The organism is Brevibacterium sp. p3-SID960 (assembly GCF_025144725.1).
Lineage (GTDB): Bacteria > Actinomycetota > Actinomycetes > Actinomycetales > Brevibacteriaceae > Brevibacterium.
Window position 1 is genome coordinate 1 of the sequence record NZ_JALXKS010000009.1, and the last position, 14,725, is coordinate 14,725.

Sequence of the window (14,725 nt, forward strand, 5' to 3'; positions counted from 1 at the left end):
TCTGCCAGGCCGCAGAAGCGGTAGACTTTCACCGACCGCCATCACCGACGAGACCAAGGAGCACCGCAGTGGCCGATTCCATTCAACTCGAGGGCAGACAGATCCCATTCGAGGAAGGAATGACCGGCACGACGGTGTACGCCGACCGGAAAGACGTCATCGCCATCGAGCTCAACGGCGCCCCCGCCGACCTCGGCCGCGAACTCTCACCCGGGGACGTCGTCAACCCGATCACCCTTGCCGACGACGAGGGACTCAACATCCTGCGTCACTCCGCCGGCCACGTCGTCGCACAGGCCGTGCAGGAGCTCTTCCCCGGCACCAAGCTGGGCATCGGCCCCTACATCACCGACGGCTTCTATTTCGACTTCGACGTCGCTGAGCCCTTCACGCCCGAAGACCTCAAGCAGATCGAGAAGCGGGCTAAGCAGATCATCAAGCAGGGCCAGCCGTTCAGGCGCGTCGTCGTGAGCGAAGACGAGGCCCGCTCCCGCATGGGCAGCGAACCGTACAAGCTCGAACTCATCGACGACCGGTCCAAAGCCGGTGACCACGAAGAGGCATCCGTGGAAGTCGGCGGCGACGAGCTGACCGTGTACGAGAACACCGACCGGCAGGGTGAAGCCGTCTGGCAGGACCTGTGCCGCGGACCGCACCTGCCGAGCACCAAGCACATCGGACAGGGCTTCGCCGTCACCCGATCCTCTGCCGCCTATTGGCGCGGTGACCAGGCCAACGCCTCCCTGCAGCGCATCTACGGCACCGCCTGGGCATCGAAGGACGACCTGAAGGCCTACCTGGACCGCGTCGCCGAAGCCGAGCGGCGCGACCACCGCAAGCTCGGGGCAGAACTCGACCTGTTCTCCTTCCCCGACGAACTCGGCTCCGGCCTGCCGGTCTTCCACCCCAAGGGCGGAGTCATCAAGCGCGAGATGGAAGACTACGTGCGCCGCCGTCACATCGAGGAGGGCTTCTCCTATGTCGGCACCCCGCACATCTCGAAGGAGTCCCTCTACTACACCTCCGGCCACCTGCCCTACTACGGGGAGAACATGTTCCCGGCCCTGCAGGTCGACGAGGTCCGCGATGAGGAGACCGGGGAGATCGTCAAGGCCGGCACCCCGTACCGGCTCAAGGCGATGAACTGCCCGATCCACAACCTCATCTACCGCTCCCGCGGTCGGTCCTACCGCGACCTGCCGCTGCGCCTGTTCGAGTTCGGCACCGTTTACCGCGACGAACCCTCCGGAGTCATCCACGGTCTGACCCGCGTGCGCGGCCTGACCCAGGACGACTCGCACTCCTACGTCGCCGAAGAGGGCGCCGCAGCAGAGATCCGGCACCTCCTCAACTTCGTGCTCTCGCTGCTGCGCGACTTCGGGCTCCACGACTTCTACCTCGAACTCTCCACCCGCGACGAGGACGGGAAGAAGAAGGAGAAGTTCATCGGCTCCGATGAGCAGTGGGCGACCGCCACCGAGGTGCTCGAGAGCGTCGGTCGTGAGACCGGTCTCGAACTCGTTCCCGACCCCGGTGGTGCCGCCTTCTACGGCCCGAAGATCTCTGTCCAGGCGCGCGACGCGATCGGCCGCAGCTGGCAGATGTCGACCGTGCAGCTGGACTTCAACCAGCCAGAGCGCTTCGGCCTCGAATACCAGGCCGCCGACGGCAGCCGCAGGCGCCCGGTCATGATCCACTCGGCGAAGTTCGGGTCCATCGAGCGGTTCTTCGGCGTGCTCACCGAACACTACGCCGGTGCCTTCCCCGTCTGGCTGGCCCCGGTCCAGGTGACCTGTGTGCCTGTCGCCGAGGAGTTCTCCGGCTACCTCCACGAGGTGGCTGAGAAGCTGCGCGCCCGCGGGGTGCGCGTCGAGGTCGATGCCTCCGACGATCGGTTCCCCAAGAAGATCCGCAACGCCTCGAAGTCCAAGGTGCCCTACACCCTCATCGCCGGCGGTGAGGACCGCGATGCCGGTGCTGTGTCGTTCCGGTTCCGCGACGGCAGTCAGGACAACGGGGTGGCCGTTGACGAGGCCATCGAGCGGATCGTGGAGGCGATTGAGACGAAGGTGCAGGTATGACCGGCGAGGACACCAATCGGGCTGCCGCCCAGATGCCGGAACCCGAGGCGGCCGCCGGGTTCCCCGGTGAACCCGACGGCCTGCAGCGGCTGTGGACCCCGCACCGGATGGTCTACATCGGCGGGCAGAGCAAACCCAAGGACGACAGTGCTCCCGAATGCCCGTTCTGCCTGGCACCGGGCAAGGACGACGAGGAGGGCCTCATCGTCGCCCGCGGCGAACACGTCTACGCCGTCCTCAACCTCTACCCGTACAACCCCGGTCACCTGCTCATCTGCCCGTACCGTCACGTCGCTGACTACACGGACCTGACTGAGGAGGAGACGATCGAGGTCGCCCACTTCACCCAGCAGGCAATGCGCGTCATCCGCGCGGTGTCGGCACCGCACGGTTTCAACCTCGGGATGAACCAGGGCGGCATCGCCGGTGCCGGCATCGCTGCCCACCTGCACCAGCACATCGTGCCGCGGTGGGGCGGAGATGCGAACTTCCTGCCGATCATCGCGCAGACGAAGGCGCTGCCGCAGGTGCATGCTGACGTCCGCGAACTCCTGTCCAAGGAATGGGACGCATGAAACCAGCCGACATCACCTCCCTCATCAGCTGCACCGAGCCGGTCTCGGCTGGCGAGCGCATCCTCTGCCAGCTCAGCCGCCCCGACGTCGAGGCCAACAGCTACCGCGCCCAGTACCTTGCCCGCCCGCTTCCGGTCACCGGCACGGACTCCGCTGTCGCGGCCCCGGCAGGGGAGTGGATCCGGGCCAGCCACGGCTGGAACGACAGCGCCCTGACCATCACCGATGACACCTGGGGCTTCCTGCGCGCCGCCGGCCCGAAGGAAACTCCGCAGCTGTTCGTCGGCACCGCCGGTGCCGAAGCCAGGCGCCTGACCGATGCGCCCCTGGGCGTCAGCGGCTTCGCCCTCGATCCCTCGGGACAGCGGGTCGTCTACCTCGCCCGCACGCCCGAAGAGGGCCGCTACGGCACCGACGAGGAGATCAGCGCCGAGGCCGAGGCCCCGCGCCACATCACCGCAGCGACCTACCTCAGCGACGGCCTCGGCTACGCAGGCGACCGCCTCACCCAGCTGTACTCCGTCGACCTGACAGACCCAGGTCTGACTGCCGAGAGTCTGCTCGGCGGAGACGCGCTGCCGAAGTCCCAGCAGCTGACCGACCACGCTGAGGACGTCCGCGACCCGCAGTTCAGCCCGGCAGGGCAGCTCAGCGTCGTCGCTGGGCTCGAACAGCCCGCCGGAGACGTCGACCTGCGCTCCCATCTGTGGCTCATCACCGGTGAGGGCATGGAGCGCATCGACCTGGGCATGCGCAGCGCCCACGCCCACGCATGGCTCGACGAGGACCGCATCGCCTTCATCGGCATCGAACACCGCGAGTCGGTCATCGACTTCGTCGCCGCATTGCCCGGCCTCTTCATCCACGACCGCTCCACCGGCCAGACCACCCGTGTCACCTGCGATGAGACGATCGAACTCGAAGGCATCCGGCCGGTCATCGCCGACGGCTGCGCCTACGTCGTCCTCACCGTCGACGGCTCCCAGCGCGCCGCTCGCATCCCGCTCGATGCCGGCACGGTGAGCCTGGCAGACGGTGAGCTCACGCTCGCCGAGGCGACCGGCGCCTCGGGCGCGGAGAGCGCGCCAGCCCTGCTGAGCCCGCCCGAACTGATCGTCACCGGCCTGTGCCGGCACGGCGAGCAGCTCATCGTCACCGCAGCGACCGTGACCTCACCCGGTGAGATCTTCGCTATCGACGCCGCCGGCCGGCTCACCCAGCTCAGCGACTTCGCCACCGAGCTCGTCGCCCAGCCGCTCGACGTCATCACCCCGCAGCCGGTGTCGGCCCCGACCCCGCTGGGGGACGTGCACGGCTGGGTGGCGATCCCTCACGGCGAGGGCCCGTTCCCCGTCGTCCTCAACATCCACGGCGGGCCGTTCTCCCAGTACACCGAGGCGCTGTTCGACGAGACCCAGGTGCTCACCGGCGCCGGGTACGCCGTCGTCTACGCCAACCCGCGCGGCTCCAACGGCCGCGGCCGCGCCTGGGGGCAGGCCGTGCAGGGCGATATGGCCGCCCCGGCACACGCCGATGTGCTCGCGATCCTCGACGCGGCACTGGCCGCTCACCCGCAGCTCGACGGCAGCCGGATCGGAGTCCAGGGCGGATCCTACGGCGGGTACCTCACCGCTATGATCCTCAATGCCGAGGACCGGTTCGCCGCCGGCATCGTCGAACGCGGCTACCTCGACCCGACGACCTTCATCGGCACCTCCGACATCGGCCGGTTCTTCAGCGAGGAGTACTCCGGACGCGACCCGGAGCGGATCGCCGCCCAGTCGCCGATGACGGATATCGAAGGCAACACCACCCCCACGCTCGTCATCCACTCCGAACGCGACTTCCGGTGCCCGCTGGAGCAGGCGCAGCGGTATTATGCCGCCCTGCAGCGCGCCGGCACGCACACCGAGCTGCTCATCTTCCCCGGCGAGAGCCACGGGCTCTCCCGCACCGGCCAGCCGCGGCACCGCGTGCAGCGCTTCGAACACATGCTCAACTGGTGGAGCACCCACCTGGGCACCTGAAGTGACATCGACCGCGTTCCCGCAGCCCCGGCGGGAGGCCGCCGCAACGACCGCACACGAGCTGGGTCACCAGCTCAGCCGAGAGGAAGCAGAATGAAAGCCCGCACCGCAGCACGCGTCGTGCTGCTCAACCCGGCAGGAGAGGTGCTCCTGCTGCATGTCAAGGACATGCACGACGATTCACGCCACTGGTGGATCACCTGCGGTGGCGGTGCCGAGCTCGGTGAAACCGCCGTGCAGACAGCCGCACGCGAGCTCTCCGAGGAAACCGGCATCGAGTGCGACCCAGCCGACCTCCTCGGCCCGCTGGCCAGCCGCTCGTTCGTCATGGAGTTCAAGCACCACTCGACGATCCAGCACGAGACCTACTACGGCATGCAGTGCGACGAGGACTTCGACTTCGATGAGGCGATCTGGACCGACATCGAAAAGGCTTCGATCGTCGAAGGCCGGTGGTGGTCACTGTCCGAGCTGAGCTCCACCACCGACGTCATCTACCCGCCGCAGCTGCCGACCCTGGTGCAGATGGTGCAGCGCCGGGACGTGCCGGACGAACCGCTGGTGCTCGAATAGCGGCCAGTCGCGACGGTACACTTCAGACAGCCGTGCGGCAGGCCCCGGCGCTGCTCACGCCGACCGCAGACGGCACAGACGCACAAACGAGACGAGGAGACATCAGTGGCAGGCCACTCCAAGTGGGCGACAACCAAGCACAAGAAGGCAGCGATCGACGCCAAGCGCGGCAAGCTGTTCGCCAAGCTCGTCAAGAACATCGAAGTCGCAGCCCGCAACGGCGGCGGCGACGTCGAGGGCAACCCCACCCTGTTCGACGCGATCCAGAAGGCCAAGAAGTCCTCGGTGCCCAATGACAACATCGAGCGGGCCGTCAAGCGCGGGGCCGGACTCGACGGCGGCGGCGTCGACTACGAAACCATCATGTACGAAGGCTACGGCCCCGGTGGTGTGGCCATGCTCATCGAATGCCTGACCGACAACCGCAACCGCGCCGCCTCCGAGGTCCGGGTCGCCGTGACCCGCAACGGCGGGTCGATGGCCGATCCCGGTTCGGTCGCCTACAACTTCAACCGCAAGGGCGTCATCGTCGTCCCCGCCGAGGGCACCGATGACGAGGCGATCATGGAGGCCACCCTCGAAGCCGGCGCTGAAGAGGTCAACGACAACGGCGAGACCTTCGAGATCATCGCCGAGGCCACTGACCTCGTCGCCGTGCGCACCGCACTTCAAGAAGCTGGCATCGACTACGATTCGGCCGACGCCTCCTTCGTGCCCAACATCGAGGTGCCCCTCGACGCGGCGACCGCGGAGAAGGTCTTCAACCTCATCGACGTGCTCGAAGACTGCGATGACGTGCAGAACGTCTACTCCAACGCCGACGTCTCCGATGAGGTGCTCGCCGAGCTGAACGGCGCCTGAGCCGATGCGCGTGATGGGAGTCGACCCGGGCCTGACCCGCTGCGGCATCGGCGTCATCGACGCCGAGCGCATCCACCGGCCGGCTCTCGTCGCCGTCGACGTCATCGAGACCCCCAGCGTCAGCGCTGTCGACACCCGCCTCGGCGGGCTGGCCGATGCCTTCGACCGGTGGCTCGATGCGCACCGGCCCGATGTCGTGAGCATCGAACGAGTCTTCGCCCGCCACAACGTCTCCACCATCATCGGCACCGCCCAGGCATCCGGGCTGACGATGGGCCTGGCCGCCCGTCGCGGCATCCCCGTGGCCATGCACACTCCGTCCGAGGTCAAGGCCGCAGTCACCGGCAGCGGCCGGGCCGGCAAGGCGCAGGTGACGAACATGGTCACCCGGATCCTGCGCCTCGACGCCCCGGTCAAGCCCGCCGACGCCGCCGATGCCCTGGCCCTGGCGATCTGCCACCTGTGGCGCGGTGCCGGCGCGGCCGGATCGACTCCCGGAATGACGAAGGACGTCGACACCCGGCAGGGTGGGGGTCGGCAGGGAAGCTCACTGACCCCAGCTCAGCAGCAGTGGGCCGAAGCTCTCAAGAGCGCCGGGGCGCCGCGGCGCCGGTGACCCCGCCCACGTGGTCCCGCACACGAGGGGCTATGCCCCTCGGCACACGCCGGAGCCGAGGTGCCCGGTTCCGTCCGCACGAGCGGCTAGAGTTGTATTCGTACATGCGTTCACACCTGGAGCTTGAGTGATCACCTACCTTTCGGGCACGGTCGCCAGCGTGCGTCCCGACAGCCTCACCGTCGTCACCGCCGGCGTCGGACGCCGCGTCTTCGCCACCCCGGCCCTGACCTCTGGCGTGCGCCACGGCCAGGACATCGAACTGCACACCGTGCTCGTCGTCCGCGAGGATTCGCTGACCCTGTTCGGATTCGGCGACGCCGAGGAGCGCGACCTGTTCGAAACTCTGCAGACGATCTCCGGCATCGGCCCCCGTCTGGCCTTGGCAGTTCTCTCGGTGCTCAGCCCAGACGAGCTGCGCCAGGCGATCGCCGATGAGGATCAGGCGGCGCTGACGAAGGTGCCCGGCATCGGCAAGAAGGTCGCCGCCCGGCTCATGCTCGAACTCGCCGGCAAGCTCACCTCCTTCCCGCAGCCGACCGGCACAGAAGCCGCATCCGGGCCGCCGGCCGGAGGTGCCGACGCGGTGTCCGAACAGGTCGTCGAGGGCCTCGTCAACCTCGGGTGGCGGCAGGCGCAGGCGGAGAAGGCGGTGGCCGACACTCGCGCAGAGTTCGACACCGAACCGACCACCTCTGAACTGCTCAAGGCGACCCTCAAGCTGATCGGCGGCCGCGTATGAGCGAGCCCAGCTACGAGGTCGAGTTCACCGGGGATGCCCTCACTGGCGCCGAAAGCGCACGGCTGACCCGCGCTGGAGCCGATGACGCCGAACGAGCCGCCGAGGTCGCACTGCGCCCCCGCGGGCTCAAGGACTTCACCGGCCAGCCGCAGGTGCGCGAACAGCTCTCGCTCGTCCTCGACGCCGCAGCTGCGCGCAACCGCGCTCCCGATCATGTGCTGCTCTCCGGCCCGCCGGGACTGGGCAAGACCACTCTGGCGATGATCATCGCCCACGAACTCGGCACCCAGATCCGCGTCACCTCGGGACCAGCCGTCCAGCACGCCGGCGACCTCGCGGCGATCCTGTCCTCCCTCGAAGAGGGCGAGGTGCTCTTCATCGACGAGATCCACCGGGTCGCCCGCGCAGCCGAGGAGATGCTCTACGTCGCCATGGAGGACTTCCGCGTCGACGTCATCGTCGGCAAAGGACCCGGTGCCACCGCCATTCCGCTCGACCTTCCGCCCTTCACTCTCGTCGGGGCGACCACCCGCTCCGGTCTGCTGCCAGCACCATTGCGCGACCGCTTCGGCTTCACCGGCCACCTCGACTTCTACTCCGAAGAAGACCTGCACACCGTGCTGCGCCGTTCAGCGCAGATGCTCGACATCGAAGCCGATGCCGCGGGACTGCAGGAGATCGCGACCCGCTCCCGCGGCACCCCGCGCATTGCCAACCGGCTGCTGCGCCGGGTGCGCGACTGGGCGCAGGTCCGCGGCCACGGCGTCGTCGACTATGACGCCGCACGCGCCGCACTGAAGGTCTATGAAGTCGACGAGCGCGGCCTCGACCGGCTCGACCGGGCTGTCCTGCGCGCCCTGTGCGAACGCTTCGACGGCGGTCCGGTCGGCCTGCGCACCCTGGCGGTGTCGGTGGGGGAGGAGCCGGAGACCGTCGAGGAGGTCGCCGAACCGTTCCTGGTACGCGAGGGCCTCATCTCCCGCACTCCGCGCGGACGCATCGCCACAGGTCAGGGCTGGCGCCACCTCGGGCTGGTGCCGAAGGACGCCGAACGGGCTCTCTTCGAGTTCACAGACGACGATTAGTGATTGCCGCCGCATCGCCACTAGACTGGCTTCTTGGCTATAGCCCCGTCATATCGAAAGGCTGATCTCACTCGTGGATCCCACAACACTCATCTTCCTCGGCCTCGGCGCCCTCATGCTGTTCTTCCTGTTCAGCAGCCGCAAGAAGCAGAAGGCACGCCAGGAGAGCATCAAGTCCAATCTGGTGCCCGGTGCCGAGGTGATGACGACGTTCGGTGTGTACGGAACCGTGCTCACTGTCTCGCCGGAGGATCACATCGTCACGATCGAAAGCGGCCCCGGCACTGTGCTGCGCATCCACCAGCAGGCCATTGGCCACATCGAGCCGGCCGCCGGTGTCGCCACCGACGGGCTGTCCGAGGACACCGCTGCTGACGTCGACCGCGACCTGGCTGCCGATGACACGATGGCTGCCGATGACCGTCTGGCAGACGAGCGCGTGGATGATTCGGATCGCCTGGACAACTATCGCGGCGGCGACTACACGGCCGACAATGACCTCGATGACCGTCACCGCGATGACCGCGGTGACGACTTCAAGGCCTGATCACATCCCAACGAAAGATCCCCTGTGTCAACTTCCGCAGACAAGCCCCGTCCGGGACTGCGCTTTGCGTGGCTGACGATCTTCATGCTGGTCCTCGTCGCCCTCATCGGCGGCGGGGCCATCTGGTCGAACGCCTCCTGGACCCCGAAGCTCGCCCTCGACCTCGAAGGCGGCACCTCCATCATCCTCGAACCGCAGCTGGAAGATCAGCGCATCACCCAGGAGCAGCTCGAACAGGCGGTGGCGATCATCCGTCAGCGCGTCGATTCCACAGGTGTGTCCGAAGCCGAGATCACCACGCAGGGCGATCGCAACATCATCGTCAGCCTTCCGGGCAACCCAGACGAGCAGACCCGTGAGCTCGTCCGGTCCTCAGCGCAGATGGTGTTCCGGCGTGTCGCCGTCGTCGCACCTCCCGAGCCGGACACCGGCGAGCAGCCTGCCGAGGAGCAGGGCGAGGAGGGCAACGACGCCACAGACGAGGAGAAGAAGCAGCTCGAGGAGCTGCTCAAGGACCAGGGCAGCGACGAGCAGGTCCCTGCGGAAGACGACCCAGCACAGGGCGGCGCCGGCTCGGTGACGGCCGCCGACGGCGCCGACGTCAGGGCCCAGCAGCCCAGCGACGCCGGCACCGTACCCGGCCCGGCCGGCAACCCCGGCGATGCCGAGGATGCCGAGTCCGGTCAGGACACTGTCAGAGAAGGCGAGTTCCCGCGCTTCGACCCGCAGACCGACCAGTCGTGGCTGACGCCGGAGATCCTGCAGACCTTCCAGGAACTCGACTGCACCAAGGAGGAGAACCGCATCCGCGGCGAAGCTGCGCCTGACGACCAGCCGGTCGTCGCCTGTGACCAGAGCGGTGCGGCGAAGTACGTGCTCGGGCCTGTCGAGTTCGACGGTTCGCACATCACCGACGCCGAGTTCACCTTTGAGACGACCGCACAGGGCGCTCAGACGAACCGCCCTGCCGTCTCCATGACCCTCGACAGCTACGGCGCTGAGGCCTTCGGCCAGATCTCGGGCGCGCTCACCGGTCTGCAGGAGCCCTACAGCCAGTTCGCGATGGTGCTCGACGGTCAGGTGCTCTCAGCACCGCGTTCCCAGGCCCACATCACCGACGGCCGGATGATCATCACCGGTGAGTTCACCGTCGAGGAAGCCGAGACCCTGGCCAGCCAGCTGAAGAACGGCTCGCTGCCGATCAGCTTCCAGGTCCAGAGCGAACAGCAGATCTCACCCACCCTGGGTGCCGACTACCTCGCCAAGGGCCTGCTGGCCGGCGGCATCGGCCTGCTGCTCGTCGTCGGCTACTCGCTCATCCAGTACCGCGTCCTCGGTCTGGTGACGGTCTCCAGCCTCGCCGTCGCCGGTGTGCTGACATATCTGCTGCTGCTGTTCGTCACATGGCGCTACGGCTACCGGCTGTCACTGGCCGGTGTCGCCGGCCTCATCGTCGGCATCGGCATGACCGCAGACTCCTTCATCGTCTACTTCGAACGTGTGCGAGACGAGCTGCGCTCCGGGCGCAAGCTCACGAGCGCCGTCGAAGTCGGCTGGGATCGCGCCAAGCGCACGATCTTCGCCTCGAAGGCCGTCAACATGCTCGCTGCGGTGATCCTCTACATCCTCGCCGTCGGCAGCGTGCGCGGCTTCGCGTTCACGCTCGGCCTCACCGTCATCGTCGACGTCGTCCTCGTCATCCTCTTCACCCACCCGATGCTGCAGGTGCTGGCGCGCACGCACTTCTTCGGCCACGGCCACCCGTGGTCGGGTATGGATCCGCGTCAGCTCGGTGTCAAGATGGCCGCCTACCGCGGTGCGATGGGCCTGGACCTGGAGAAGGCGAAGGAGAAGTCGAAGAAGCGCGGCTCGTATCGGGAGGCCAAGCGTCGGCAGGCCAGCATCGACAAGCGCTCCGGCTCTTCGACGCGCGCCAGCCGGAAGTCCACCGGCACGCTGACCGCTGACCGTTCAGAGCTCTCGATCGCTGAGCGCAAGGCGCTGCGGGAGAAGGAAGCCCGCGAACGGCAGGCAGGTGCCGAGGCCGGTGAGGCGCGCACCGGCAGCGATGACGTGACTGCCGGAGCCGGACGAAAGGACGGTGATGCCCGATGATGCGCTCGTTCTTCGCCTGGGGCAACGACCTGCACTCGGGTCGCACCTCGATCCCGTTCATCAAGCGCTCGAAGCTGTGGCTGGGCATCGCGATCGCCCTCATGATCGCCTCGCTCATCGTGCCGCTGCTGGGCGGATTCAACCTCGGCATCGCCTTCAAAGGCGGATCCCAGTTCCAGATCGCCAATACCTCCGACACCTCCGAGCAGCACGCCCACGACGCAGTCGCCGAGGTCGTCGGCAACGGCGTCTCGACCTCCGTCGTGCCGACCTCGGACACCTCCATCAAGATCGACACCGACCAGCTGACCGACGATCAGATGCAGCAGGTCCGCGACGCGCTCGTGACGTCGTACAACGTCGAGAACGAGGACGTCACCTCGAACTTCGTCGGTCCCAAGTGGGGCCAGGACGTGACCGAGAAGATGACGCGGGCACTCATCATCTTCGTGGCGATCGCGATGCTCGTGATGGCGATCTACTTCCGCACCTGGAAGATGTCGCTGGCGGCGATCCTCGGCCTCGTCTTCGTCATGGTTCTCACGATGGGCATCTACTCCGCCCTCGGCTTCGAGGTCACACCGGAGGCGATCATCGGCTTCCTCACGGTGCTGAGCTTCTCGCTGTACGACACGGTGGTGGTCTTCGACAAGATCCGCGAGAACACCGAGGACTTCAAGGAGAACAACCGCATGAAGTTCTCCGAGCTCGTCAACCTCGGCGTCAACCAGACGACCGTGCGCTCGATCAACACCTCGATGATCTCGGTGCTGCCGATTGCGGCGATCCTCTTCATCGGCGTGTTCCTGCTCGGCGCCGGCACCCTGACCGACATCGCGCTCTCGCTGTTCATCGGCACGATCGTCGCTGCCGCCTCGACCCTGTTCGTCGCCTCGCCGCTGTACAACCTGCTGCGGCACAACGAACCGGCCGTCAAGGAACAGGAGGCGATGGTCGACGAGCACCGGCGCAAGCACGGGCTGCCCGACCGTCCTCCGGTGCTGTTCGAGGACGTGCGCGCCTGAGCCGCAGCAGCGGACACGAGCGCCTCGATCGCGCAGCGCGCAGAAGCGCGTAAGATGGACAGACCATGACAGGATTGCTCTCCTGTCATGGTCTGTTGATTGTGTGACGTCGGTTGGAGATGTGACGTCAGTTGATGGTGTGACGAAGGGAGCGACACGTGGCCGACACTATCGGTGAGTCCACGCGCCGGCCGCGCGGCATCTCGCGACTGGCCTTCTGGACAGCCCGCTCCCAGCATGCCCCGCAGCACCCGAAGGCCCTCGGCCCGCTGCTGCAGGCCGTCGCCCACAACCACCCGAAGGACGATGTCGAGCTCATCGTCCGGGCATACCGCACCGCCGAGAAATGGCATCGCGGCCAGATGCGCAAGAGCGGTGACCCCTACATCACCCACCCGGTCGCGGTCGCCACCATCCTCGCCGAAATCGGCATGAACTCCTCGACGCTGGCTGCGGCCCTGCTGCACGACACCGTCGAGGACACCGACTACAGCCTCGACCAGCTGCGCGAGGACTTCGGTGACGAGATCGCGCTCATGGTCGACGGCGTCACCAAGCTCGACAAGATCGAATACGGCGCAGCCACCCAGTCCGAGACCGTGCGCAAGATGATCCTGGCGATGTCGAAGGACATCCGGGTGCTCGTCATCAAGCTCGCCGACCGGCTGCACAACGCCCGCACGTGGAAGTACGTCCCGGCCTCCTCGAGTGAGAAGAAGGCCAAGGAGACCCTGGAGATCTTTGCTCCGCTGGCACATCGGCTGGGCATGAACACCATCAAATGGGAGCTTGAGGATCTGTCCTTCCAGGTGCTCTACCCGAAGGTGTACAGCGAGATCGTCCGGCTCGTCGCCGAGCGTGCTCCGGAGCGCGAGAAGTATCTGGCGATTGTGTCGAAGGAGATCAAGGACGAAGCCGGCGAAGCCAACATCATCGCCGAGATCTCCGGCCGCCCGAAGCACTACTACTCGATCTATCAGAAGATGGTCGTCCGGGGCCACGAGTTCGCCGACATCTACGACCTCGTCGGCGTGAGAGTGCTCGTGGAGACGGTGCGCGAATGCTACGGCGTGCTCGGCCTCGTGCACGCGAAATGGTCGCCGATCGCAGGACGGTTCAAGGACTACATCGCGATGCCGAAGTACAACATGTACCAGAGCCTGCACACCACGGTCATCGGACCCTACGGCAAACCGGTCGAGATCCAGATCCGGACCCATGAGATGCACCGGCGGGCCGAGTTCGGCATCGCCGCACACTGGAAGTACAAGGACCGCCGCAAGGTCAACCCGCAGGCGATCAACGCCGCCGGCGGCCGGATGGCGAAGGTCGGCGACTCCGGTGAGGTCGACCAGGTCGCCTGGCTGCGTCAGCTGCTCGACTGGCAGCGGGAGACCTCCGATCCCGACGAGTTCCTCGACAACCTGCGCTTCGAGGTCAACTCCAAAGAGGTCTACATCTTCACGCCCAAAGGCGACATCATCTCCCTGCCGGCAGACGCCACCCCGGTCGACTTCGCCTATGCGGTGCACACCGAGGTCGGACACAAGACGATGGGCGCTCGCGTCAACGGCCGGCTCGTGTCGCTGGACTCGAAGCTGCACAACGGCGATGTCGTCGAAGTCTTCACCTCCAAGGACGAGAACGCCGGACCCTCCCGCGATTGGCTGGCCTTCGTCACCAGCCCGCGGGCGCGCAACAAGATCCGCCAGTGGTTCTCCAAGGAGCGTCGTGAAGAGGCGATCGAAACCGGCCGTGACCAGCTGGCCCGGGCGATGCGCCGTCACCACCTGTCAGCCGATGCGCTCATGAGCCAGGAGGCGCTGCTCGTCGTCGCCAGCGAACAGCGGCTTCCGGATGTCACCGCCCTCTACGCCGCCATCGGCAATGGCAATATGTCGGCTGCCCACGTCGTCGACCTGCTGGCCAAAGAGGTCTCGGCAGACGAACAGGAAGACGACCAGCCGACGACGGAGATCCTGCGGCCGTCGAACCGGCGCGGCAAGTCCCGCGGCCACCACTCCTCAACCGACGGCGTGCGCGTCAAGGGCTCCGACGACATCCTCGTCAAGCTCGCCCGCTGCTGCACTCCAGTCCCCGGTGACACCATCATGGGATTCGTCACCCGCGGAGCAGGTGTGTCCGTCCACCGGACCGACTGCAAGAACGTCTCCAGCCTCAAACGCGAACCCGAGCGCATCGTCGAAGTCGAATGGGCACACCATTCGCAGGGCATCTACCTCGTCCAGATCCAGGTCGAGGCACTCGACCGCGCCGGACTGCTCTCTGACATCACCAAGGTGCTCACCGACAACCACGTCAACATCCTCTCCGCCTCGGTGGCGACGTCTCGCGCCCGAGTGGCGCAGTCGCGGTTCGTCTTCGAGATCGGCGACTCCACTCACCTCGACACGGTGCTCTCGGCAGTCAAACAGGTGGAAGGGGTCTTCGACGTGTACCGCATCACCGGCGGCTGAA

12 protein-coding genes are annotated in these 14,725 nt (G+C 66.8%); all 12 read left to right on the forward strand.

The genetic code is table 11. The annotated features are described in order from the left end of the window. The first annotated feature begins 68 nt into the window (after positions 1–68). Positions 69–2,081 (forward strand): threonine--tRNA ligase, encoded by a 2,013-nt coding sequence (gene thrS, locus M3B11_RS04330; RefSeq protein WP_259875536.1) that lies wholly within the window; start codon positions 69–71, stop codon positions 2,079–2,081. Continuing rightward, positions 2,078–2,656, forward strand: coding sequence for an HIT domain-containing protein (locus tag M3B11_RS04335; protein WP_259875537.1), 579 nt, complete (start codon positions 2,078–2,080; stop codon positions 2,654–2,656). The genes thrS and M3B11_RS04335 overlap by 4 nt, the downstream gene beginning before the upstream one ends. Further along, complete coding sequence (locus M3B11_RS04340) at positions 2,653–4,683, forward strand: S9 family peptidase (RefSeq protein WP_259875538.1); 2,031 nt, start codon at positions 2,653–2,655, stop codon at positions 4,681–4,683. Before M3B11_RS04335 ends, M3B11_RS04340 begins: the two co-directional genes overlap by 4 nt. Positions 4,684–4,776: 93 nt before the next feature. Next, the gene (locus tag M3B11_RS04345) at positions 4,777–5,256 is read left to right on the forward strand and encodes an NUDIX hydrolase (protein WP_259875539.1); all 480 of its coding nucleotides are present in this window, start codon (positions 4,777–4,779) and stop codon (positions 5,254–5,256) included. A gap of 105 nt (positions 5,257–5,361) precedes the next feature. Beyond that, positions 5,362–6,117: a YebC/PmpR family DNA-binding transcriptional regulator gene (locus M3B11_RS04350; protein WP_259875540.1), complete on the forward strand. Its 756-nt coding sequence runs from the start codon at positions 5,362–5,364 to the stop codon at positions 6,115–6,117. 4 nt (positions 6,118–6,121) lie between these two features. Then, complete coding sequence (gene ruvC, locus M3B11_RS04355; protein WP_259875541.1) at positions 6,122–6,733, forward strand: crossover junction endodeoxyribonuclease RuvC; 612 nt, start codon at positions 6,122–6,124, stop codon at positions 6,731–6,733. A gap of 127 nt (positions 6,734–6,860) precedes the next feature. Further along, a complete protein-coding gene (gene ruvA / locus M3B11_RS04360) occupies positions 6,861–7,475 on the forward strand; it encodes a Holliday junction branch migration protein RuvA (protein ID WP_259875542.1) in 615 nt (204 codons plus the stop codon). Further along, positions 7,472–8,560, forward strand: coding sequence for a Holliday junction branch migration DNA helicase RuvB (gene ruvB, locus M3B11_RS04365; RefSeq protein WP_259875543.1), 1,089 nt, complete (start codon positions 7,472–7,474; stop codon positions 8,558–8,560). Before ruvA ends, ruvB begins: the two co-directional genes overlap by 4 nt. 73 nt (positions 8,561–8,633) lie before the next feature. Further along, positions 8,634–9,107, forward strand: a complete 474-nt coding sequence (gene yajC, locus M3B11_RS04370; RefSeq protein ID WP_259875544.1) for a preprotein translocase subunit YajC — start codon at positions 8,634–8,636, stop codon at positions 9,105–9,107. A gap of 24 nt (positions 9,108–9,131) precedes the next feature. Next, on the forward strand, positions 9,132–11,222 hold the full coding sequence (gene secD, locus M3B11_RS04375) for a protein translocase subunit SecD (RefSeq protein ID WP_311197715.1): 2,091 nt from the start codon (positions 9,132–9,134) through the stop codon (positions 11,220–11,222). After that, the gene (gene secF, locus M3B11_RS04380) at positions 11,222–12,247 is read left to right on the forward strand and encodes a protein translocase subunit SecF (RefSeq protein ID WP_259875601.1); all 1,026 of its coding nucleotides are present in this window, start codon (positions 11,222–11,224) and stop codon (positions 12,245–12,247) included. The genes secD and secF overlap by 1 nt, the downstream gene beginning before the upstream one ends. A gap of 158 nt (positions 12,248–12,405) precedes the next feature. Then, positions 12,406–14,724, forward strand: a complete 2,319-nt coding sequence (locus M3B11_RS04385) for a RelA/SpoT family protein (protein ID WP_396121527.1) — start codon at positions 12,406–12,408, stop codon at positions 14,722–14,724. The last annotated feature ends 1 nt before the right edge of the window (position 14,725 follow it).

Coding starts and splice junctions, on each gene's coding strand:
- ruvB (WP_259875543.1), top strand. CDS start 7,472: ATGAGCGAGCCCAGCTACGAGGTCGAGTTCACCGGGGATGCCCTCACT.
- M3B11_RS04345 (WP_259875539.1), top strand. CDS start 4,777: ATGAAAGCCCGCACCGCAGCACGCGTCGTGCTGCTCAACCCGGCAGGA.
- secF (WP_259875601.1), top strand. CDS start 11,222: ATGCGCTCGTTCTTCGCCTGGGGCAACGACCTGCACTCGGGTCGCACC.
- M3B11_RS04335 (WP_259875537.1), top strand. CDS start 2,078: ATGACCGGCGAGGACACCAATCGGGCTGCCGCCCAGATGCCGGAACCC.
- ruvC (WP_259875541.1), top strand. CDS start 6,122: ATGCGCGTGATGGGAGTCGACCCGGGCCTGACCCGCTGCGGCATCGGC.
- M3B11_RS04340 (WP_259875538.1), top strand. CDS start 2,653: ATGAAACCAGCCGACATCACCTCCCTCATCAGCTGCACCGAGCCGGTC.